Genomic DNA, 23,312 nt, shown 5'->3' on the forward strand with positions numbered 1-23,312 from the left:
AGAGCAATTCCCTCGCCGTTTTGGCGTCTCGGCTGCCGTTGGCACCGGGTACGATCTCTACGATACCCATGGCAAAACGCGGCTGGCGTTGAACTACCCCTCGCGGGCGGAGGCAGAGTACGACTGCGCAAGTCGAAATAGCCAAGAAGCTGCACACGGGATTTGCCAGGTCGGGCACAGGTGAGGGCTCGCGCTGACGAATCGTCGCTGAAAAAAAAGCCCGCTGCTAGGCGGGCAATGTCTATCACGTAGGGATGGCTAAAGTCTCCCTCTGAAGCCGTGAAAAATGAGTGAAAAATCGCCCTCGCCATGCGATCCGAGTTCAGTGTCAAAGCACCGCAATCTCCTCTTCCTTCAACCAGCCGGCCTTTACAGCACTTGCCTTGGCAACCTCCGGCTGAGCTGTGTAGACAACGATGGCCAGGCTTTCCTCGGCGCGGCTGCACGTGACGTACAGCAGTCGCCGTGTGCGAGACAGGGCGTCGTCCTTCCCGGCGAGCTGGTTTTTCACGTCGTTAGGAGACGCGGGCACCACGCCAAACAGCTTCTCATAACTGAATAAAAAGCCGCCGGCCTCCTCATCGTTTAACACCACCATAACCCTCGGAAACTCCAGGCCTTTTACACCCTGGTGAGTATCAAACGGCGATAGGCCATTTGCATATCCTGCGAATGCGGCCATCTCCGAATATGGGCGTCCGAGAACAATCCGGTAGGCATGAACCTCTAGCGCATCACGATCAGTCGTTTCTGGTGGAGTGTCAGTGGTTGCGCCTTGGGCCAGTGCCTCAACGAGGCGTTCCGGCAGCGCGAGCAAGCCGGTCTGGAAAAGGATCTGTGCAACTTCCTCTATCAACGGATCCTTGTCTTTGAAGAGCCCGCACAGCGCCTTGGTGGCTTTACCGACTGACTCGAGCACGTCGAGCTGATTAGGTACCGACTGCAAGTGCTGGGGCTCAAGCAGCGGAGAGCGCAGTCGCACCGCCTCCATCAACGCAAAGTCATCTGCTTTCCATGCTTCAAGAATTGGGTCTACACGCTCGAAGAACAACTTAAGGAGGGGCAGCGTTCCATCCAGAAGCCCTGTAGTCAGATGCTCGACCTCATACAGGGGGGAAAAGACGCCTTCGAACCCCATACGGCGCCCAGCCATCTTGTGCTCCAGAATGAGCGTTTTACGACCCTTTGCACCCGCTGACCACTGTTCATCCTTAGTGATAACTCCCATTCGCTGCGCGATCTGGTCTTCCAAGTTGAAGTCCGCGCCTGCAACCCGGCGAGTGCAGAACATACGCACAGTACCCCGAGTTGCGCCTGGCTTGGGTATCTGCTCATGATCATCAACGCTGGCGCGGATCTTGTTGATCAGCTCAACGACTCGCGTCGGGCAGCGACGGTTTATGCGCTTCTCTGGCTTAGCCCAGTCCGTCGGAATCGCGTTATCCAGCCCGACCTTTCCATCGTTGTAGATCCGTTGCATGGTGTCGCCCAGCAGTCCGAGGCAAAAACGCTCGGGAATTGCAGCCTGCGCTTGCAAAAAAGCATTCATAAGAGCGCCGTTTGTATCCTGGCTTTCATCAATGAGCAGTACCGGATGTCGATCGGCCATGACGTCAAGCAACGGCGATTTAGGGATAAACGCCGCAGCCATCTGGATAACCTCGCTATGGTTCAGCGACTGCCTGGTTCGGTTGTCACCGGTTGGGCTGTAGGTGAAGACAGGTATGTCATCCAGGTTGGCCAGGCGACGGGCCTTGCTATCACGACTCGCTTGGTTCGCGCGTGAGGTTTTGTTAACCCCTCGCGCGCGATCAAGTTTGTCATCCAACTCTCTGATGTCTTCGGCAAGCTTGATGCGCAACCAATCACGAATGTCGTCGTTGAAACCCTTAATCATCCGCCAGGCGAATGCATGGATCGTAGAGACCTCCACCAACGGGTCGTGTTCGAGTCGGCGAGCGATTTCCTCACAGGCTGCGTTGGTGTAGGTGATAATGGCGATCTGGCGACCCTCAAAGGTCAAGCGCTCCCGCTCTCGATCCTTGAGCGACTTCACCGCGACGACGAGTGAGTGGGTTTTGCCAGATCCGGCACCGGCGTACAGAAAGAAGCTACGCGGGCTATCCAGGTTAAGGCAGGCCTGGATAATGTCGTCAGCACTTGGCTTCGGATCAGCAGCGATCTCGGTCATCGTGCTCATTTTTCAGTCACCTCGATACTGGCGGTTGGAACAATCAACAGCTCCTTACTCTTCTTCTTGAGCTTGGTTTCCAACCAGACGAGACCTTCACGGATGTATTCTGGAACCGTCAGGCTGGCAAAGTCCGGGTCACCTAAAACCTGTAGCGCGAACTTCGCTTTGTCGCCCTCCCTCAGTGCATCGAACAAGGCTTTGCCAAGTTCATCTGCAGTCTGAGACTGTCGAAGGGCAGCAGCGAAGGGCTTGGTCAGACCTTGGCCTTTCTTTTTTGCAAAGTGCTGCGCATTGCTCAGTACCAGGCTGTCCTCAAAGGTATTCGGTAGCGCTTCGACTTCGGTCTCATTGCTAGGCAACCGGATGGTCACCGGCGTCTGGTACGCGATGCGGATCGAGAACAGGTCGTCTATCTGCTGGGACTTTTGCTCATCACCCAGATCCAGCAGCGTGTCGACATCGTGCCCAACCTTCTGGGCCTTAACCCAATTGCGCAGGGTAGGGTTGTTGGTTTCCTGTTTTGCTTTCCGCTTGACGGGTACCGCTGCCTTCTTCAGGCCGGCATCAAGATCGGTGATGACCAACGTCACGATGCCCAGTGCATCGACCAGAGGCCTTAAGCGATGCGCATGACTCCCTCCGATATCAAGGATGGTGATGTAGCAACGGTCTAGGAAATGGAAGTGGCTACGAAGGAAATGGGGAAGCATCATCCTCTCCGCCGCACCTTCAACCAGGATGACGGCGTCGGCAAAGAAGAGATCAGCATGCTGAGCCCTGAGGTACCGCGTCACGAACTCTTTCGTTTGCTTGTGCGGGTTCCGTTGGCCGAAGACCGTACTCAGGTTGGAAACCGTCGATACTGGCACTGGCACACCGGCCATTCCCGCGGGTAGCCTACGGAAATAGCGAAGATTTGCGTATTCCATCTCATGAGCAACGTGGCTTGAGTGAGAGCTGACGACCATCTGGGTTTTCAGTCTCGGATACTTTTTCAGCAGCGGGTCATTACACAGGACATGGTACGCATGCTTGATAAAAGCCTGCTGCACTTGGACGTGAAGGTGAGCTTCAGGCTCTTCAACCAGAACCAGGTGGATTGGTTCGACCCCGGCGTCGGTTTGCTCCTCGGTATTTTTGTACTTTCTCAGCCAGTCGTCCCGGAACGCCATCAACTGGAAGATCATCGAGATCAGGTTTTGGTAACCCAACCCATTGGAGGTTTCGGGCAAGCGCATCGAAGGAGCACCAGGCGCGCCAGCGACTGAATCCAGCTCGAACAATACTGCTGCCTCATGGTTCATCCCATCCGTAGGCGACAGCCGTGTCTCCACCTTGATGGTAGGATCGGAGTGGTTCGGATACCCCAGGCCCGCAACCTCTGTCAGAGCAGGGGCGAAGCTTGAGGTGAGCCGGGAGTCGAACGCAGATTGTGCAGCCTGAATGGCTGTCAACGCCTCTAAATCGGAAATGTCTGGACTGTCGCCCGGGTCAAGGTGTCGATTGTAGTAGGCGCGCAATTGCTCTGTAAGTCGCTTTCCGGAACCCCCTCTGCCTTCAGTAACAGATTCTTCAGCGCTGTCTCCAAAGCCTCGCTGGGCATTGATTTCATGCACGCGAATCAGATCTGTGAGCGGGTTGGCTTCCAGCGGTGTCGCAGTCGACGAAAGCGCCTGCAACTTGGCATGGCGAGTTTGGGGATCCGGCGCCTGCAGCTGAATAGGATCAAGGCGATACCAGCGAACGGTGAACATCGCACCCAAGCGCCGATTGAGGTAGTCGTGAAGACTTTGTGGCCAGAGCGGAAGGGTAGGCGGTGTTTTTCCTTCCGCAGTCTGGTTCACAATCTCCTGCTGGAGCATCTTCACGCGGGTTCGCTCCTTCCGGTAATCGGTAAAGAGCTTCGACATCTCCTTTGGCTCCAGTCGGAAGCGCATACCCACATGGCCGCCTTTCCAAGCGAAATTCGGAATCAGGTCTCTGATGTAGTGCAGCTCACCTTGAGAGGCTTCCACCCACAGATCGAGGGTGGGCAACCAGTGCGCCCACTCATTGGCCTTTGGGGGCTCGAGCGCTTCATCAGCAGCTTCCCACTCGGCACCAATGGCATCAATGGTCGCGAGGTGGGAAAGCGTCATATCCTGGAGGCGGAATGCCGTCGCTTTTGAAAGCAGGAACTTGCGTAACGCCAACATCGCGGATGACTTACCGCTGTTGTTAGCGCCTACCAGAAGGGTAGTGGTGCTGGCGAGGTCGATTCGAACGGATAGGAGTTTGCGGAAGTTCGCGACCTCCAGGTACTGGATCTGCATAGCCTCTTCCTTGTGACGGCTCGTGGCGAGTTGCCGGGCTTATCGATGTCGTGACTCTAGCTCAGCGCCTGCAGGACTCCAATAGACATGATGGGGGTGTGCCACTACAAAAGGATGGAGCGCTTGGCCTGGTCGGGATTGCCCACAGTTTTAGAAGGCGAGCGGGGAGGACAGGCATCTTGGCCTGGTTAGCCCCTCACCCCGGAAAGCCAAAGCGGGAGGCTATACATGCTGGCGCTACCCGAACTGCGAGGGCGGCAGAAGCACCGAGGAAGACGTGAGCGAGAAGCTGGGCTACACGCCTGGAGGAGTCAACGTCGAAGGCATGGGCTTGTCGGCAGTGCTAAACACTGATCCAAACCCGCTACCTTAGGCAGGTGAACGACAAGGGCTCCCCAGTGACGATCTGAACATGACGCGCTCGACGATCCTGCGACGAGCGCTTGCCCCAATCACAGTCACACCGATTAAGGGGCTATTACCTGCTCGTGAGATTGGAACGTTGAATAGCCAAACGTTACCTCATCACTATCTGCGCCGCGAGAATCGTCAGTGATGCTATAGATCCGCGCAGCCAAGACGCTGCCTTCTAGGTTTCGAGCAAGAAATACTTCGCCCGTCCTAACTGTGTAGCTACGTGAAGTGCTGTCGTAAGCATCAAATGACAATGGTTGGTTGCTTTTTGCGTTTTTGACGCGCGCCACTCGTGTTCCATGGCTGCTGTAGATGTGGATAGACTCGTTGCTTGCCTTGCTGAAGCTAAGGTCAAAATACTGACCTTTTTGAGAGTAAATTCTGATCTCTCCGTTTTGCGTGGAGTAATCAAAGCAGATGAGCTCAAGGCCCTTATCCTGAATAGTAGGTGCCGCCGCATTCCTGCTAGCCTCGGCTTCAGATGCCTCAACCTCTCGGATATCTTCGACCACTTCTGGTTCTACCCCAACTTGACTCAGCAACTCTGCCAGGTGAATGATCTGCAAATTTCTCCCACCTGAAGCTCTATGGTATTCATCCAGGAGCTCTGGACGAGGATAGACACCAGCCCCGTTGGATCTTACAAACCAGTCGGCCTTTTCTTCCCCTGTAACAAAAATCAGATCCTTCTGACACTTTTTGCCAATTTCTAGAATCGTTAGCCAGATCAAATAATCACCGATTCCACCATCATCTTTGGCAGCATCCTTGTAGCCGGGTGGCCTCTTCAGAATACGCCTGTGCTTCCAATCCTTGTCTACGTTGGCGCGGTTGAACTCTGGATCGACTATAACGCCCTCAGAAAAAATTTCATCGTAGGCCCGAGTGACTGGATCGTCTCCTCGCCAGCCCTTCATACGATCAATCAGCACCTGAAGTCGCTTCGCATATTCGGCGCCCGCTGCCTGCAATTGTTCGGCTGCTTCCAAAGCAGGAGCGGCCTCCTCCAACTCTTTAAAGCAATGGGGGATCCCACCAACGATATTACGAGCTGAACTGGCTTTGTCCTGCACAGTTTTCAGGATGCTCGACAATTTGCTATCCCGATTATTGACGAACTCACGTATCACACGAGCTGGCACTTTGAGTCGCCCGCTTTTGGCTATGCTCTTAAGCGCGTTTTTGATTTCCTTAAACTCGCGCCCACCTACCTTGTAAGGCACCAGCAACACATTTGTGTCCAAAACGACGAGCACATCCGGGTCGCCTGCACTTTTGATTTTGGCAGGCTTAAGAAGGAGGCTTGCATCCGGAAAGCACTCCTCAAGCGCCCATGCGGGGAGTGATGAGCCGTCTTGCTGACTATCATTGGATTTTGGATTCTCAGGTTTTCCCACGCGTACTCTCCTTTTCAGTTTGAATATTTCGCATCTCTGCGATCGCTTGACCATCCATGCTGGCGCTGGGTCGCTGTAACCATCAAGCCAATTTATTCAGCCGCAGGCTGTCGAGGCCTGCCTGGGCGCCGTTTGGGCTTCTCGAACCTGAAATGGCCACCAATGCGAACCCCGCACCACATCAAGCTAGCTCGCCAGTACGCGACCTCACTCGAGCGTAATGCGTTGAAGAACACTTCATCGGCAACCTTTCGCTTGAATTGGCCAGTTGAGTACAGCCAATCATGAATAGTCGCCGCTGCATCCCCATAGCCAACAACGCTCGCGTACAGCGCGAAAGCGCCGTATCCCGCTGAACCAATTGCAGCTCCAGCTTCCGGCCAGAAGAATCCGACAGCCAAGCTGAGTGCGAGCATGATCCATGCGATGCTCCTTAGCGGTTTGACGCTGGCAAAATCAGTCTCAAAACCCTCGGGAACATCGACTTTGCCATACTTTGGGTCGTAGTACGTAAATTCGGTTAAAAGCTGAGCGTGTCCACCTTGAATCGATAGCTGTGCCTTCAGAGGGTGGGGAAAACGATGGTCGATCATAATCACTCCTTGATGGAAAGTAGGCACTGACACGCATACGTGTTGGCGCACCGATGCGAGGGCCGCCCGCAGTCGTGGGAAGCGGCGCTCATGTGCGGGACGCACTGAGTACTGTTATACATCAGCAGACATTGGCGAGGCGGCTGCTCTCGTTCCAGTACTGGTGGAAGACCAGGTACCTCAAGCCTTGAAGCAGCGTGGTATGAATGAACCCTTGCGGGCAGGCCGCCATGTTCCCACTCGACTCTCTCTGTTTCCGTTGGATAGCCTTACTTAGAGCCCCCTGAATGAAAGCAATGCCACCTCCAATATTTGATTTGTTTGCACTCGCACTACCTTGGGGCTTGAGCTTCGATCGCTACTATCCCTACACAGGCGTGGCACAAGAGGAGGGATGGATTACAGATGATGGTTCGGCATGGGGCGTCGTGCTGTGCTCGCCCAGCGACCAAGCATTTGGGGTATTGGTGGTTCGCCGCAGACAAGATGATGTCTGGACGATCACCTGCGAGCAGTCCGGTTATGAAACCTTTCTCACGGCCAAAGAAACGGTACTGCTCCAGATGAAGGAGGGCCACCCCCTCGAAGCCTTGCCTAAATGTGTTTCGCGACGACCGAGTCTCTTCGGTAGTGCCGGCAAAAAACGCTCGAAGCTTTTCATGTTGCTGACGACACCCTCCCGGCGCCGGGCAGCCTGGGTGCTTCGCCACCTTTATCTCTGCCTTCCCAAACCCGATGCGCATTTCGCCCAGCAGTTTCAGGGGGAGCATGTACATACCAGGATGTGGGAGCTCCTGCTTTTCGCGTGCTTCAAAGAGCAGGGCTGCTTTGTCTCGCAGAACTATCCTTCCCCAGACTTCCACCTCAAACGCAGGAGCGGCTTGAGCGCTTGGGTAGAGGCAGTCACGGCTAACCCACCGAACGAGGCGCGATACGAACACGTAAATGCGCCGCTGGCGCCGATTCCTACTGAGTCACAAGAGCGTTGCATGGGCGCTGCAGCGGTGCGATTCGCGAAGACGTTGAAGAGCAAGATCGACCGGCAGTACCACAGGTTCGAGCATGTAAGGAACGAGCCATTCGCAATTGCCATCGCTGACTTTCAGGCCGCCGGATCAATGAGGTGGACGAGAGAGGCGTTGATCACTTACCTCTACGGGGTGTATGCGACGAAGCAGGTGGTAGATGGCGTACCTACTGCCGTGGGCATCCCAGTGGATCGTCTGCTTGGGGAGCAGGACATACCCGCAGGCCTATTTCGCAATCCCCTCAACAGCGGAATCTCGGCGATCATCTTCACCAACGCTTGCACCGTTGCAAAATTCAGCCGCGTCATAGCAACCAAAACCCGTCAAGAGGGTGGCTTTACCCGAACACGCAGCGGCCAATTTTTTGATCGCACGCCGGGCGCCCTCAGAGCCGCGCCCTTCAGTCTGAATGTGAACAGTGATGAGTACCGAAACCTCTGGCCGCAGCAGTACGAACCCTGGTCGGAAGAATTGGAAATTTTCCATAACCCATTAGCTGAGCGCCCCATGTCCAGAGAAATGCTGCCTGAGGCTCAGCATTGGGTAGAAAAGGAAGGAGAAATGGTCGCGCAGGCATTCTACGAGACGTCGATACTGTGGTCTGAAACCCTGGTTGAGGATCTCAGTACAAACAGAGATCCAGGTCAAGACGGTGGTTGTGAATCAGGTTTCTAGTCGTGCTTCTCGGGGTAGTGATTCGATCCCGGGAGCATGCGATCAGTCGTCTCGACCGATCTCGCCGGCGTTGTATGCGGCCAAGCCTCCGAAAGAGTTACTCGCTTCGACGTACCTCAGAGCGGACTTCATATCTTTCCACCCGACGTAACTCATCAGCCCTTTGATATCCCAGCCATTCGCCGAGGCCCAGGTAGCGAACCCCCTGCGCATGGAGTGGCTACTGTAGATGTCCGCTGGAATCCCTGCCTCTTCCAAGATCCGTCGCAGCAACGGTATCAGGCTGCTTGCTTTGAATCCTTTGTCGGAGAGGTTGCCCCAGCGATCGAGCTTTCGAAAGACCGGCCCCTTGCTGACACCAGCCACCGTGATCCAGTTGACGTAGGCCTCGACCGGACACAGTTTTTTAAGGGCTGGGGTGTGGAAGGAACTGCCGAGATGGGCGCGGTCAGCCTTGGTGTACGGCAAATAGAAGGTAATACCAACACCAGCTTCAGCCTGAGTGTGCTCCACCTGGAGGCGCGCCAGCTCATCGCTTCGAAATCCGCGCCAAAATCCGATTAGAAGCAGCGCTGCGTCTCGCCGGCATCTCATCAGTACACGATAGTCGCCCGCCTCAATGGCCTCTCGCGCCTTGCTGTCGAGCCAGGCTACGGCTTTTTCCAAGTGACGCAACTGCAGAGGAGCTGCTTGCTTCTGCTGCGCGGGGTGCAAGACCCGAATGCCCTTGAGGACTTGCCGTACCTGGGGCGTCTTGGTCGGATCAGGGAAGCCCTGGCTGACATGCCATTGCGCTAACGCTGCCAGGCGCTGTCGCAGGGTGCTCAAGGCGTGGGTCTCCGCATACTCCGCGAGGTAGCGCACGATCCCTTCTCCCGTTGCAGGCAGGAAGCCGCCCCAGGTCACCTCAAAGTGCTCGATTGCTGCTCGATAACTCTTGCGGGTGTTGTCGCGTGTACCTGCTGTTAGGTAGCGCTCAGCCTTGTCCACGTCTTGTTCCTGCCATTCGTACGGGTTCTGGACACGATTTTGGCTCATTTCTGTGGCTAAGAACATATAAAGCCCCATTATTTATTCATTGGACACCATGGTTTTGTTCGTATGAAATTCGGTAACGTGATATGTTTCTACATGACATGTAACACAGTACGAAATAGTAGGGGAGGTCATGGCTCGCGGCGGCATAAACAAGGTATTGGTGCAGAAAGCGCGCGCCGCGCTGCTTGCCCGGGGTGCGTATCCAAGCATTGATGCGGTGCGCGTTGAGCTAGGGAACACGGGCTCCAAAACGACCATCTCCCGCTACCTGCAGGAGCTTGATAACGCCGATCCGCGGCCTCAGGCTGATCCACGTCGCCTTAGCGATGAGCTGACCGATATCGTGGAGCAGCTTTTGAAGCGATTGCTGGAGGAGGGCAACGTTGCCCTGGCCCAAGAGCGTCTGTCGCATGAACAGAGCGTCGCGGCGCTAAGCAAACAGATCGAAGGGCTTGAAGCTGAATTAAAGAGGGCCCAGCAAGAGACGGCGAGCCGGGACACCGCCTTGGTGAGCCAGGCCGAAGAACTGAGCACGACCCAGTCAACACTACAGACTGAAATGACCCGCAATGCGCGCATCAGCCAGAGCTGTACAGACCTGGAGCTGCGAGTACACGAGAAAGACGAGCAGATTCGCTCATTGGAAGAGAAGCATGCGCACGCTCGTGATGCCTTGGAGCATTACCGCGGCGCAATCAAAGAGCAGCGCGAGCAAGACCAACGTCGCCACGAAACGCAGCTTCAGCAGCTCCAGCATGAACTGAAACAGGTACAACAGTCCTTGATGGTTCGGCAGGACGAACTGACTCGACTGAATCGCGATAACGAACGCTTGCTCGGTGAAGCTCGCCAGCACAGCAAGCTCGCTCATCAGAGTCAGGATGCGTTGAAGCAACTGGAAGGGGATCTCAGCCTGGCGAACATGACTGCTGCCAGGGCAGAGGGCGCGAAAGAGATGCTCCAGGAGCATCTGACGCTCGCCAAAAAAGAAGCGGAGACAGCAAGCGCTGAGATCGCGCAGCTCGCAGCAACTGCCGCGGAGCTCACCAAACAGCGGGATGAGGCACTAAACGATCTCAAGCTTTGCAAGGAGGCCGAGTCCGAGAGAGTTGGCTCTGTGGCAAAACCCTCGTGATGCTGCCGATTTGTCGCGATCGATGACTGCCGTCGCTCACAGGAGGAGCTGGCGCAGATGCCAAGGGCTGTTATTCAGGTAACTCAGCATAGATCCGTATACCAAGCTCGTTCAGCACTTCTAGCACGCTGGCGATAGCAACCGTGCCTTTCCCCGTTTCGATGTCCCTGAGGAGGACATGGCTCTTGCCGACAATGTCCGCGAGATCGGTTTGGATGATTGCCTGCTGCTTTCGAACCTGCCGAACCGCGACTCCAACGTCTCCAGCGGTGCGCAGTTGTATCAATGTGGCCACGCAGGGCACCTCCATGAGAAAACTAAGTTATAGCTTAGTTTATACATTCACTCGCTAATAAGTGAAAGGAAATCGAAGCCATAGCTTAGTTTTTGCCAGCGTGCGCAGGGTTGTAGAGTCGTTGCGACCCAGGCGAGGCTTTGTTGCCGCCCATTAAGCGCACTGCGTTGCGGATAGGCGATCGGGCACCGCGCGTTACCTAGACGAGGATCTGAGGGAGGGCAGGGAAGTCATGGAAACCTCCTTTAGAAGCGAAATTATGAGTCGAGTACAAATGTACTCCTTCGCTGATGCCGCTAGTCGCTAAGCGATCTCGCATGGGTCGCTCAAGGAGGGCGCTTGTACATGAACGTCACAGATCCACTCCGTGAGGGGCTCCAACGAGTCTAGGCGACTCCGATTTTGCAGCTGGCGCGGGAGATCGGCGTTACCCGCTTGCGCGTGTCCTCACTGACGAGGCAACACTTGATACTGACCAGAGTTTTCGCCAATCCCGACATACCGCACAGCGCAAGTCCCGGCTAGGGCTTGCGAAGCTTCAGCCCCCAAAAGCAGCGACTTGAGTGGATTGATGATGTTGATTTTCACGTCTTCCGGACAGTTGATATCCGTCAAGCGCACACTGTAGCACCACTCATTGTCATACTCCGCGTGCACCCACCTAAACAGTTGGCCGCTCTCCAGATTCAGGTCGTAACCGCTAACCGGATCGCAAGGAAAGCCCATCTGTACTTCGACGAAGTCGATCGGCCATCCCCATTGGCCGATGTGTACCAAGGGCTCTCGATTATCAAGCGCCTCAATACCTTCACCCGCCAGACTGATCTGAACAACAATGTGGCTGGTGGTCGACCGCTTAGGTTTGGATGCAATGGGCAATGAAATACCTATGCCCGTGAATACCCAGCCGTCTTCATCCTTCGTTCGGGAGGTAACCCAGGTACCGCTCGGCTTGACGTACCTAGCAAGCTCAGGCGTCAACAAAGCCTTACTGATTTCCTGCTTGACCAGATCAGCCAGGGTTTCACATTCTCCAGCAACCTTCGACATGAATTTCACCGCATCGGTAATTGACGCTCCGATGCTGATGGGGGATGACGACATCACTGAGAACTCCATAGGAAATGATTAGGCTTGGGGTTCAGCACAACAGGTACAACTGGAGCCTTCGTGTCGAAGCCGTTCAGCGGATTCCAGAACACGTGCGTGCGTGCAGCTATTGCCGCAGGTGCCAGTTGATGAAAACCCTGGAAGCGCTTGATATCTAGCTGGCCAAGGAAGCTGGTGACTTGGGCTCGCCATTTGCTTAATCCGGGGTAGGTCGAGCAATCCAGCTCGTTGAGGATCTGAAGCACGTTCAGCCACGACCGCAGGATCAGCCGGCCATTCCAAATATCCTTCTGCCCCAGGGCGTTGAGGCCAACACTCAATTCGGGCCCAATGAAGAGGTGGTAAGCGACTTCGCGCTCAGCGTCAGTCAGAAACTCATTCCATTGCCGATGGAGCTGATCGGTACCCAGGGGAGCACGCCATTTGAACTCAACGACAATGATTCGACGTTCCCCGGCTGACCAACCCATCTCAACCAGCAGATCAGGCTCAACCGATCGTTTCGGCCAGAAATCCATTCGCAGATAGCTGACTGCACCAGTGGGGAGGGGCAGGTCTACACCAACGTCACTTTCGATTAGTGCACCCCAGAACGCGCCACTCGCGTCTGGAGGCAGGAAGTCCAAAGGGCCGGCGATAAGCGCCGTGATTTCATCTTCTTCACAAACGCGCTTCTCACCCTCTTCACGGTGTCCAAGATAACGCTTGTAGAGGTGACTTTTGTTTCGCCGAAAAGAGTGCAGCATGTCATTACTGTCTTGAGCAGGAGGGAAGGGGTGATCTGCATTCATCCAGACCGGGTTGATGCCGCGATCTATTTCTCTGGTGCTGGCGCACGTTGCCCGTCACTGATCTTGTGTACGACAACGACTGTCACTGCGTAGATGATCCAGTAGACCGCTGCAGCTGCCAGGCTGGTCAAAAACAGCAATGCCGTGCAGACGATCAGCAGGATGATGTAGAGGTTCAGGAGGGAGGAACTACTCACTTTTCGAATGTGATTCAGTCCTACGGCGATCCCCAACATGTAAAGCGTGGTAATGAGGCTCCAGACACGGAACGTCACTGACAGGGCTCTATCCCCTCTGCCATGGTCTTGCTCAAAGAAAATCGGCCCAAGCAGCCAAAACACACCGATCGAAAGACCAATCGTTCCTAAAACGCCCCAGCCAAAATATGTCGCAACGAAGCCGTACTGCCCCTGGCAGAGACGACTTCGAAGGAATGGCTTGGTGAGCAGTGAGAGTACGATAGGTATGACAAATGACATTGGTACGATCCGTCGTATTAGGCGAAATTTCCTGGGCTCACGAAGTGCAGGCCGTGGTTGCGGCGAGGCGGAATGTAGCACACTGCCAGAACCAGCGGAGCCTGCTGGCGCCGACAAAAAAAGCAGGGGCACTGGCCACATCGTCTCGTACTTCAGCGGCTACTGACAGCCTCCTCACGCAGCCCGAAACCAAGCCCCCGCCGCGGCTTGGCTCGCGCTTAAATAGCTGCCTGAGAGCTATTGGATGCGCGGCTTCCAACTTCCTGCTTGCGCGGTGACCCCATTTTCAGTCGGGACGAGCGTCCAGATCTTGGCCTCAATCCCGTCGTTTTGCAGTTTGCGCAGGAAGTAACGCGCCTGCAGAGCATCATGGGTAGCAATCACGACCTGGAACCCATGATCAACGATGTAGTCACGTAGCAAATCGAAAACCGCAGAGGCGTGAACCAGGTCGTGGTGCTGAGTAGGGTCATCCAACAACAGTGCTTTCCAAGGAGACCACTGATGGCTCATCGCCATTGAGAGCAAGAAGGTCAGCTGAAGATCCGTCAACTGTGCCTCACTCGCGATGTCCGGTACCGGTACCGCCTTATTGCCAAGCGGTACCGAAACGCCGGCACGATCCTTGTTGTACGAGTTGAAAAACTTCAGGCTTGCCTCGTGGAACCTGGACTCTCGCACGACACGCTTGAGCAGAGCCTGCCAGCGGGGCACTACCTTGCCGACATGCTTCTGAACGTTCTCAATTTCCTTCTTGAGTGAGCCGTCCAGCAAGTCCATCGCGTCCGAGATCGTCGACAACCGCAAGAAGCTGGAGCGTGCCGCGCTGATGCTGTCATTGAGGAACGCTTCGAAGGCCTCTTCTGATCGGTCAAGACGCTGAGCATCAATCAACCGCTGGGCCAGTTGTGATTCATTCAGCTTGGCCCAAGCAGAGATCTCCACCCCAATGCCTTCGAGTGCTGAAACATACCCTTCGAGGAGGGGCAACGTAGCGCGCAGCGCCGCTTCACGAGCCTGCGCAGCCTCCGCAAGTGGGTCGCCGGTAAACTCCTGCTCTTGCCAGCTCGCCCGGAACTGAAGAAGGAGCGTTTGAACCCTTCTGATTTCTTCCTCGATCCCCTGGACGGCGGTTGATGACACAACCAACTGATGCTGCTGGGTGTCTAGGGCGGATTGCACAGTCTCAACTTTCCCATTCAGATCGCTGATCTGCTGTTCCAGCTGCGCTTTTTCCGCAGTGAGTTGCTCAAGCGTACGAGCCAGCGGTTCACCAGAGGTGAGCGCGGCCAGCGCAGCAACTGCTTGTTCCAGTCGCGTAGCTGCTTCGCTCTGTTGAGCTCGGGCCAGGTCGAGCATGTGCTGTGCCGAGTTGAAGGCCCCCTCGGTTTGCTCAAAAGCTTCAGGGGTAGGGAGAGCGTCCAAAGCCTCTCGCTGCTCAGTCAAACGCTTTTTGGCTGGAGCGATACTATCGAGTTGCTGCCTGAGCGACTCCCTGGCCAATGGGAGCGAGTCACTAGCCAAAACCGGATCGGTACGAAACTGCGTAACTTGCCGTCCCAGATCCTGGAGACTGGACTCCAAAGCACCCAATCCCCCTAGGCTGACGTCTAGTGCTTGCTGCGCTTTCCCAGCCTCGCCCTCACTGGCTGTCAACGCTTCCACCGCAGCTCGCAATTGCTGCTCAGCTGCAGTCAAGCTCGGATTGATCGCTTCAAGGGCTTGAGCCACGCGGGACTGAAGCTTGGCTGCACCATGCGGTTCCAGGCAAAGCGGGCATTGATCTTGGTCACCGGGAAGATGCTGCGCTATGGATGCAACGGCCTGACGGATTGCGTCGGCGGAAGAACTGAGCATCTCATAATGAGATCGGGCAGCGGCCTCCGCAGCTTTACATGTTTCAAACGAGGAACGTTTGGCATCCCGATCGACACTCTGTTTATCGATGAGCACTTCGAGCGCGGTGATTTGCTGAGTAACCTCGCTGATCCGCTGTTCAGTGGCCTGCCAGTCGGCAAGCATTAGATGACCCGTCTCCAGGCGCTGCTCGGACTGGTTAATGCCATGCAGCTGCGTGTCAATCTGAGCATGCTGGTTGCGAACGCGTTGGTTGCGCTCATGCTGCTCTCGAAGTACACGAAAATCATCTTCAGACTTGCGTAGGGCAGCAATCGCTGACGTCAACGCGTCATTTCGGTGAGTGATTTCCTGTTTTGCAGTGGTTTCTCCAATCAGGCGCTCAAGTTGCTGACCGATGCTGGTAAGTTCTTGCTGCGCTGAGTGAATACTGGCCTGATGCTCCTGCAATGCGGCATTGCCGTTGGCCCTCGTGTTCGCGTGGTTATCGAGCGTCTGGCTCGCTGCCGTGAGGTCTTCATTGAGCTTTTCGAGCTGCTCCTGCGCTGCAACAAAGCTTTCAACAAGATCGTTTACCAGGTCAAGATTTGAAATATGCGCCCGAGTCCGCTCGACCTTCCCTTGCAAAATCTCGGACAGTGCGGAATGTGCAATCGTCAGCCCCTCTTGGCTTACAGGCCCGGTCAACAAGCCAGGTGGAATCTGGCTAAGGCTTTGCGTCTGGTTTGCAGCGTCAGAGATAATGTCAGCAATTCGATCACGGGGGCGTAATGCACCTACTGCACCGGCAGCAGCGATGTCACGCTCCTGAAGTAGGCGAGCCCACTCGTTCAAATCAGTCTCATGCCCGATCAACACCTCTTCCGCACGGGTTTTTTGCTCCGTCAGCGACCGTCTTACTGCAGCGAGGTTGGCGCGAGCTTTAGAACCGTCGCGACCAATCGGCAGCTTCGCCAGCTGGGAACCGGCTTCCTTTTCTTCAGCATTAACGATCCACCCGTTCTCCCTCTGATCCAAGAGGTGGGTTAGACGCAGCAAGAATGGGATGTCATTTGCGGACACATTAGGGAAGACGCTGCTCAAGTCTCCGTCCCGGCTGACCTTGCCCGCTGCAGTCACACATGATGTCGCAGTTAGCTCAGAAAAATTCAGACTGACTGTTGCTGCCGCCTGATCATCACGAATGATGTGAGCAAGGTCGTCACGGAGACGCGCAATTTTTCCGGTTAGGCCAAACTCGATCGCCTCGAATACCGTCGTTTTGCCAGTGCCGTTGGGTGCGAGCAAAATAGTCGCTCCGGGACTCAGCTCGATGGTGACGTCCGACCCGAATTTGCGCAGGTTTGACAGGGTGATGGAATTCAACTTGCTCACGACTGAACCTCGACTTTGCCCAGCAAATCACTAAGAACACGCACCACATCCGCTCCGTTTTGGTTGGTCAAAAGCTCCGCTTTCCAAGTAGCGATGTGGGGAGCCGACCAAGGGTGTGCATTGGACAGAGTGCTCAGTGCCGACACCAAAGGATCGCTCAGTGTCTCGATATCGCCAGCAGGATCCAAGGCCGCCAGGAATGTCCGGTTTAGAAAATCACCAGCTGTTTCAAATTCGCGCACAACAATCTTGCGGCAAAACCTGTCATCCGTCTCAATCCGAGCAGCGTCATCCTTGGCGATATCACTGATCATCAGGAACATATAGAGGTCTGCAGTCTCGGGCTCCGGCAGCACATCACGGACATCGGCGGCCCACTGGTTGGCTGCCTGCAGGGCCGTCAGTGGAAGCTCAATCAGCAAAACCGTCCGCCAGCCCGCCCGTTCGTTGTGGGAGCGCTTTAGCCGGAGAACCTGCGAGTTGTAGTCGACCTCGGGCAGCATCAGCTCTGTTACGTCCCGGGGACACACGTCATACCGACCTTCCACACGCTGAATGATTGCGCTAGCCACTTCCTGCAGTGTCAGCATGATTAGTGTCCTTCCCCATGAGCTTCGATCGCTGCTTCGCGCGCAGCGCGCCAAGCAGCCCAATGACGTCTGAATTGCTGCTGTAGCTGGGCGAGCGTCCCGGTACGCAGGTGCTTGAGCACCCCAAATCGTGTCACCAGCAACCTGGGCTGGCGCTCAGCCGCCATGCTGTTACCAGTTTCAAGATCATCAGCCATCCCGGAATCCAGCAGGCTCGTGGGAGACCCTTCGACGCCCGCAAGAATGACTACCGACGCCGGCGAAGGCCCCAAAATGGCCATCAGATCATCGGCAACAGGCCTGACACCGCCAAGATCGCTTGAAGCGCCTGACCAGTTCTGCAGCGCAATGCTGAGAACATCTCCAACGTCAGGGATTTCGCGCCAATTGCCGTCGTCGTCACCGATTGCGACGCAAACCAGAAGCAGCATCAGAATGGCGGTTTCCAGCAAGTCTAAAGTGCGAGGCCCGACGCGCAGAGCGTGTTTCCCGTCTAAGCCTTCTGTTTTCGGGTACATGAGTTGTTCAAACAGTGACTCACGCGCAGCGGCGTCGGCTGTTAACTCAGCGGCCCAGGAGCGCCACTTCGGTTCCAGTACTGCCAACAATGGCATGTCGGTTACCGAGTTCAACTTGGTGGTGATGCGGGCGTGTAGCTGCTCCCACACAAGATCGTTCATTGCCAGGTGAAGTGCTGAAGATTCATCTCGCGCCTCTAGGATCGACGAGATTTCGCGACCCGACGCGCAGGACAGCGCCTCTGAATTGTCTATCCACGGAAGGTCATCAAGGTCACTTTCGCTGATCCCGAGCGTTCTACCCAACTCGCTCCCAGCGCCTTGGCGCCAAAGCGGTTCACCCAAGAGCAGGCAATGGCTCCCGCTTTTCAAGTGCAGGGCCAAGCGAAGGATAGCCGAGGGAAGGGCCACGATATGTGGGGTAGGCGGGCAATAGGTAGCGTGCAATCGCAGCCTTCTGTTGTTACCGCCAGCTGTCCAGTGGTGAGCGACAACTTCCGTGGCAGCATGCACCGCCGGCAAGCTCGCCGCACCATTAAGGTTGTGGGTACCGGCGACCATCCAATTCGGCCCGGCCAGCTGCTTCATGAGATATTGTGTCCAAGTCTCAGCATCTGACCGACGTGCGTCTTTGAGATGGTTGGCCATCGCATGACAGCTGATGGCGTTCACATCCGTGGTATTCGTAGAAATGTACCCCACTAGCTTCTCAAGGGTTGCCCGCGGATCATTAAAGTGCCGTCCTAACGACTCGCACGCACGCTCTTCAAGGTTTTCTTCGCTCCCTACTGCATGGATCGTGAGTGTCCGCATCGTCCGTCGAACATGATCCCAGTCGGTGAAGTCACACCAGGTCGTCAGCCATTTGTAGACGTTTTGCGTTGGGGTATCGGCGCGACTGGAAAGGGCAGCCAGATCGAGGCCGTCCTGCTTGCACAGCCGACAAAACTCATGCAGGTGATTGGCGGTGATGAAGTCACTGGGTTTACCCTTGATGACGACTTCCAGACCGAGCAGGATGAGTGAAAAGGCACGCGCTGGTGGCTGCTTGGCCTCGGGCTTGAGGCTCCAGGCAGACAAGCTCTTCATAGCCTTATCAAGCTCAGAATCGATTTTGCTATCGAGCGGGACAGCTGGCGCATTGCTGCCGGCCTTAGGCCTGTAGGACTTGATGTAGTCGGCTTTATTGATGTGCTTATCGCTGAAGGGGGTCGTCTGCCGCTTGATCTGGAAGTGCTCGTAATGCTGATCCGCATGGTAGATGACCACGTCATCCCATTCGCCGATTCCGCCCTGTTCGGCGCCGATCAGCAAGGGGGCGGTGCGCCCATCCAGGTATTTGTCCACCATGTCCGACAAACGTTGAGCAATTACCAGCTTCTCGTAGCGGCCTTTTTGCTCAAGCCGGAACCTTCTAATCATGCTGCATCCCTTCAATCCAAAGCCGGCGCGCCGGGCACCACTGGCAGTTGGCCATATAGTACCGAGCACCAGGAGACGAAGGAACTACCGCGCCGTGCGAAATGTACCGCAATGCAGTAGGGGCGATGCCAAGAGTACAAATGTACTCATAGGGATGGGCTGTCGGTGTTCTCTGCCCAGAGGTTGGTTGGTGGAGGCGATCAAAACCGTATCGATTCATCGAGCGTTGTAGCAACGCTTGGCATGTCACTGGAAGCCATTCGTCTGTTCGATGGGTGTAACAGCGTGCTGGCCAGGGATTTTCAATACGGCTGTCACAAAACTACGTCCTGTCGATCATAATTTTTATGGGGGAGGAGAAACGCTCTAAGACGGTATTTACAGAAAATTAATCTTTAGTAATATTATAAAAAGGAAAATCAACTGGCGCACCATCCGCGCAATTGCCGAATCAATATACGGCTAAAAACATACTACCGTTTGTCGCATCTTAGAATCACAATCCGAACATCAGTCTACGATCTGAAAAGCAAGTCGAAAACTCTGAAGACCACATAACGAAATACGACTTTCCTTCACATAGGATGGCTATCTATGACCAACATGACCATCAAGCAGTTCCAGGAATGGTTTGTAAACCAGGTAGCAGAGTATCACCGGGTGTCGTGCAAGCTAGGACGACAAAAACAGTCTAAAAAGCATGCGAAAGCCTTGGGCCTTGATAATCCAGCGATCACTCTGCCCTATAAGCGCAAATCTTGAATGTTGGCTTCCGACTGAAGCATTTGCAGGGCAGGGGAGGAGACCTGCATTCAATTTCCTGGTAAGCGTTACAGTGCGTCAGCTACACCGTTAGTCCAGCCAAGAAGCTAATGCAGGGGTACAACCGGCCTTTGTTTTTCGATGCTGACGAAATGAGAGGCTACTCACGCTTTGAATGTAGACGACGCTTAAGCAGATGTCAATGCGACAACACTGGAGATCACGTATGAAAAATTTCAGTCGATCGAGCCTGGCCGGATCACTCAATGTGATTTACCCTCGTGCACCTTTCGAACAGGTTAAGCAAAAGCCCAGAAAAACCTTTGTCACAACTGCCGCTGTCAGTCGCGCAGTCTACAACGCCGCCTACGAGAGTCGGTACACGCCTTCACAAATAAAGCGTATTTGGCGTCTGGCAGGTGACAGCCTCACAGAGTTAGATCTGCGGATACTATTCAACTCCTTAGTCACAAGAACTGACGTGGATCACCTGCTTTCGCAAGGCTACAAAGTTACTGGGGAACAGGTACTCATGAACTCAGGTCGGCGCTGCGTTGCAATCCGAGTGCTGAGCGAAACGCTGCATCAGGCACTCAAAGCCCAACGCCTATCGGATCCCGTAGATCCCAGTGCTCCCCGGCAAGTGCAATGGTCAACATTCACGTACGAGGTGTTGAGCCTGCTCTGTTTCCGCGGAATGGCAGATGAAACGCTCGCAGAGGCATGCCTAGAATTGGATCTTGGGCTTTAACCAAGAATATCCTGATCGTTGGAGATCAATCCATGGTAGTTACATTCGCTGAGGACGCTGAGATGAGAGCCATCAAATCCAGAGCCAGGAAACTCGCGATCGAGATGCGCATCAAGCACAATGCTGCCTTAGAGCTGGCTGCTCGGGAGTTCGGCTACCTTAATTTTTACCAAGCGAGGACGCAACCCCGAGGCTGCCTCCCTGGTCTTAACGGGCTTTGTCGGAATATAGTAATTGATTAAGCAGTTGATTCCACCTTTCGTCCACAGTCGTAAGTCGATATGTCAGGCCACTAGCAGAGGCGCCGGAGACGCAGATCGGTTTCAGCAATCGATGGGGTTTAGCTCTGAGTAAGATATCAATATGACTGCGCAGCCTACAGGCTGGCTCAGTTGCTTGGTTCGTATAGTGCTTAGCCCACGGAAGGCCCTTATGTTCACATGACCATTCGACCCGTTTTTTCCGGGTAGCTCCAGGCGGCTGAACGACATTCTCAGGCAAGGTCGATTCAAGGCTAGCGAAGCAGAAATGCTGGTTACACTCAGCCCGGGATTTCAGCCTCGGCGAGTAGCGAACGCGGAGCCTGCCGAGACCTAGGTCAAATTTTTGGAAAGCATAGCAAATGCATTGTGATCAACCTTACCGTCGATTAGCAGATCTTGCATTATGGCATCGCACCAGATGATGACCCGACCTGCTCGGCGGCTTGATTCAGATCGGTTTTCCACGCCTATTCTAAAAGGGCGCCACAGAGGATTAGGAGCAAGTAGCATCGTATCCCTATCGAGTATGTGGCGTTTCGGATGCCCCTTGATACGCCAATTCAGGGGTGGGCAAGCACAAAAAACATAGAACGCCTCTGCGTCACGCGTAGTCAGCTCGGAAATAGGTTTGTTGTTCACCATGCAAGACCAAAGCGCAAGCTTTTCGAATGCCTTGACTTTCAATCGACTTTTTTGGCCCGCAACTGAATTTGCATATGAAGCGAATAGGTAAAGAGGCTCGGCTTCAAAGCTATATCCTTCCAGGACTGTGGCCATGCGACGCTGAAGTTGGAAAGAATCTACTTCCATAGCTGCTGGATTCTTGCTGTCCCAGAAATAGCATAATGGAGGAGGAGGGGCGTTCGACTCTATAGGTCTAATGTCATTCGGCACATGCTCTTGCGGGAAATGTCCCAATCGATCCTGCACAGGAGGATATGAACTGCGTTTGAGGTTTAGTGTGCTAGTCGGTGCCATACCTGCCAGCTCGAGGTCCCAGTAGGGCCGAAGCTTCATAAAAAGCTTTCCTGGTGTCGGTATTCCGTCGTACGAAGGCAAACTTCGCATCAAGTGCCGTGCATAAGCTCGGGACTTGAAAATAGGCGCTAGCTCACTCTCGGTTGGTATAGGTTCCAGGCCTAGATAGGCCCGATACCGGTATAAATATATTAAATATTCAGGCGGAACATCTCTATTCAGGTCTCCGAAAGCCCCTGGAACGCTCAGCGCACATTTCCCGTTGACGAGCTTGAAGCGACTCATTGAAAAGTAATCGACCACCTTCACTAATTCAGACAGAGAAATTTTAAGAAAAAAACACGTTGCCAAAATGAAAAGCTTTCCTTCTTCGGGGTATCGTCGCTCATACTTGCGACTATCCTTCAATGAGCCGCATTCAAGATAGAGTGCAAAATACCTCCGGGCTTGGTCTTTGAGGCTCTCGTAAGGATCTGTAGGTTGCAAATACCGGTCGGTGAGTTCCCTGGGGAGGTTCACAGTATGCCCAATGTACTTAGTCAGATATCGATAAAATACATTTAGCCTACCCCGAATATACTCGACGCTATCGTAACGGTTTCTTTTGAACGGCCTCCAGTCTGGATTTGCAATGCAGCAGCCATCTTTCATGAGATGCCTTTTACACCTTATTCCGTCACTGACAAAATTATGCGGAGGTTCTGCATAGAAAAGGCAAAACTCCAGTAGATCGGGAGCTGCCAGCTTAAGTGCGGACTGTTTTTTTACAAAAAAACACCAGATCAGAAGGCGCTCCATAATCCGCGCTGCATTTTGCGATTCTGTGTTCGCATTTTTTGCATTTAAATATTCTCTCACCAAACGATAGCTCGCAGGAGCTTCCAGCATTGGATCCAGGCGTTCAAGTTGAGCTTTGATGCATGCGCTTTCGGCGGGCTCGAGAGACGGCTCGTAATCGAAGGGGCTCCAGGCCTGACCAAACAGTGGGAATATTTCCGCCGTCATAAGATAGCTCTTTGCAAAACTTCAATTTCTAAAGGTTTAGCGAAAACGCTGCGCAGATTCAAGGGGAATATGGTGATGCATGAGTTACCGAGAGTACGTTTCCGATTTACTCTCGATCATCGGTGCAGACTGGACTTTCTGCGGCATCTCGCACGCACGGTAAGTGGGTGCAGGGAAAGAGATTTCCTTGAGGTGAAGCGCTGCGGGGCGCAAGCGTCCAGTTAACTTTCGAAATGAGCAGGCTGGAGTGCTCGCCATCAGAAAAATCTTGAACCCAAGAAAAATCAGGGTGTTACTGCCTAGCGGTGTCCGGGTTACTTTCAAGCACCGA

Annotated in this window: 17 protein-coding genes; 4 read left to right on the top strand and 13 right to left on the bottom strand. The window is 54.5% G+C overall.

What is annotated here, in order from left to right:
* Positions 1-328: 328 nt before the first annotated feature.
* The 4 genes from F3J44_RS21100 to F3J44_RS21115 all read right to left on the bottom strand — a co-directional run bounded on the left by F3J44_RS21100 (position 329) and on the right by F3J44_RS21115 (position 6,910).
* Entirely contained in the window at positions 329-2,200 is a 1,872-nt protein-coding gene (locus tag F3J44_RS21100) for a UvrD-helicase domain-containing protein (RefSeq protein WP_167275647.1), read from the bottom strand.
* Positions 2,197-4,506, bottom strand: coding sequence for an AAA family ATPase (locus F3J44_RS21105; RefSeq protein WP_167275650.1), 2,310 nt, complete (start codon positions 4,504-4,506; stop codon positions 2,197-2,199). The genes F3J44_RS21100 and F3J44_RS21105 overlap by 4 nt, the downstream gene beginning before the upstream one ends.
* Before the next feature lie 467 nt (positions 4,507-4,973).
* Complete coding sequence (locus F3J44_RS21110) at positions 4,974-6,317, bottom strand: PIN domain-containing protein (RefSeq protein ID WP_167275653.1); 1,344 nt, start codon at positions 6,315-6,317, stop codon at positions 4,974-4,976.
* A gap of 92 nt (positions 6,318-6,409) precedes the next feature.
* Positions 6,410-6,910 carry a DUF1353 domain-containing protein gene (locus F3J44_RS21115; protein WP_167275657.1) on the bottom strand — a complete coding sequence of 167 codons (501 nt, stop codon included), beginning with the start codon at positions 6,908-6,910 and terminating at the stop codon, positions 6,410-6,412.
* 287 nt (positions 6,911-7,197) lie between these two features.
* Between F3J44_RS21115 and F3J44_RS21120 the strand changes: the two genes are divergently transcribed.
* Positions 7,198-8,613: a hypothetical protein gene (locus F3J44_RS21120; protein ID WP_167275659.1), complete on the top strand. Its 1,416-nt coding sequence runs from the start codon at positions 7,198-7,200 to the stop codon at positions 8,611-8,613.
* 42 nt (positions 8,614-8,655) lie between these two features.
* Here F3J44_RS21120 and F3J44_RS30405 read toward each other — a convergent pair whose 3' ends face one another.
* Positions 8,656-9,603 (bottom strand): tyrosine-type recombinase/integrase, encoded by a 948-nt coding sequence (locus F3J44_RS30405; RefSeq protein ID WP_167275662.1) that lies wholly within the window; start codon positions 9,601-9,603, stop codon positions 8,656-8,658.
* A 178-nt stretch (positions 9,604-9,781) separates the two neighbouring features.
* Between F3J44_RS30405 and F3J44_RS21130 the strand changes: the two genes are divergently transcribed.
* Positions 9,782-10,786, top strand: a complete 1,005-nt coding sequence (locus F3J44_RS21130) for a DNA-binding protein (RefSeq protein ID WP_167275665.1) — start codon at positions 9,782-9,784, stop codon at positions 10,784-10,786.
* Between the two features lie 70 nt (positions 10,787-10,856).
* Here the strand turns inward: F3J44_RS21130 and F3J44_RS21135 are convergent, their stop codons facing one another.
* The 7 genes from F3J44_RS21135 to F3J44_RS21165 form a co-directional block, all read right to left on the bottom strand.
* Positions 10,857-11,081 (bottom strand): helix-turn-helix domain-containing protein, encoded by a 225-nt coding sequence (locus tag F3J44_RS21135; RefSeq protein WP_205300039.1) that lies wholly within the window; start codon positions 11,079-11,081, stop codon positions 10,857-10,859.
* 447 nt (positions 11,082-11,528) lie between these two features.
* Positions 11,529-12,185: a hypothetical protein gene (locus F3J44_RS21140; RefSeq protein ID WP_167275670.1), complete on the bottom strand. Its 657-nt coding sequence runs from the start codon at positions 12,183-12,185 to the stop codon at positions 11,529-11,531.
* Positions 12,185-12,937, bottom strand: a complete 753-nt coding sequence (locus F3J44_RS21145; RefSeq protein ID WP_167275673.1) for a hypothetical protein — start codon at positions 12,935-12,937, stop codon at positions 12,185-12,187. The genes F3J44_RS21140 and F3J44_RS21145 overlap by 1 nt, the downstream gene beginning before the upstream one ends.
* Before the next feature lie 68 nt (positions 12,938-13,005).
* Positions 13,006-13,461: a hypothetical protein gene (locus F3J44_RS21150; protein WP_167275676.1), complete on the bottom strand. Its 456-nt coding sequence runs from the start codon at positions 13,459-13,461 to the stop codon at positions 13,006-13,008.
* A gap of 237 nt (positions 13,462-13,698) precedes the next feature.
* Complete coding sequence (locus F3J44_RS21155) at positions 13,699-16,692, bottom strand: AAA family ATPase (RefSeq protein WP_167275679.1); 2,994 nt, start codon at positions 16,690-16,692, stop codon at positions 13,699-13,701.
* Complete coding sequence (locus F3J44_RS21160) at positions 16,689-17,282, bottom strand: ABC-three component system middle component 1 (protein ID WP_167275681.1); 594 nt, start codon at positions 17,280-17,282, stop codon at positions 16,689-16,691. Before F3J44_RS21160 ends, F3J44_RS21155 begins: the two co-directional genes overlap by 4 nt.
* Positions 17,283-17,284: 2 nt before the next feature.
* Entirely contained in the window at positions 17,285-19,222 is a 1,938-nt protein-coding gene (locus tag F3J44_RS21165; protein ID WP_167275684.1) for an ABC-three component system protein, read from the bottom strand.
* Between the two features lie 594 nt (positions 19,223-19,816).
* On the opposite strand from F3J44_RS21165, the gene F3J44_RS21170 reads away from it, so the two are divergent.
* Complete coding sequence (locus F3J44_RS21170; RefSeq protein WP_167275686.1) at positions 19,817-19,984, top strand: hypothetical protein; 168 nt, start codon at positions 19,817-19,819, stop codon at positions 19,982-19,984.
* Between the two features lie 226 nt (positions 19,985-20,210).
* Complete coding sequence (locus F3J44_RS21175) at positions 20,211-20,735, top strand: hypothetical protein (RefSeq protein ID WP_167275689.1); 525 nt, start codon at positions 20,211-20,213, stop codon at positions 20,733-20,735.
* A gap of 593 nt (positions 20,736-21,328) precedes the next feature.
* Here the strand turns inward: F3J44_RS21175 and F3J44_RS21180 are convergent.
* Entirely contained in the window at positions 21,329-22,981 is a 1,653-nt protein-coding gene (locus F3J44_RS21180; RefSeq protein WP_167275691.1) for a hypothetical protein, read from the bottom strand.
* Positions 22,982-23,312 lie beyond the last annotated feature (331 nt).

The sequence above is a fragment of the Pantoea sp. Tr-811 genome (assembly GCF_011752535.1).
Lineage (GTDB): Bacteria > Pseudomonadota > Gammaproteobacteria > Pseudomonadales > Pseudomonadaceae > Aquipseudomonas.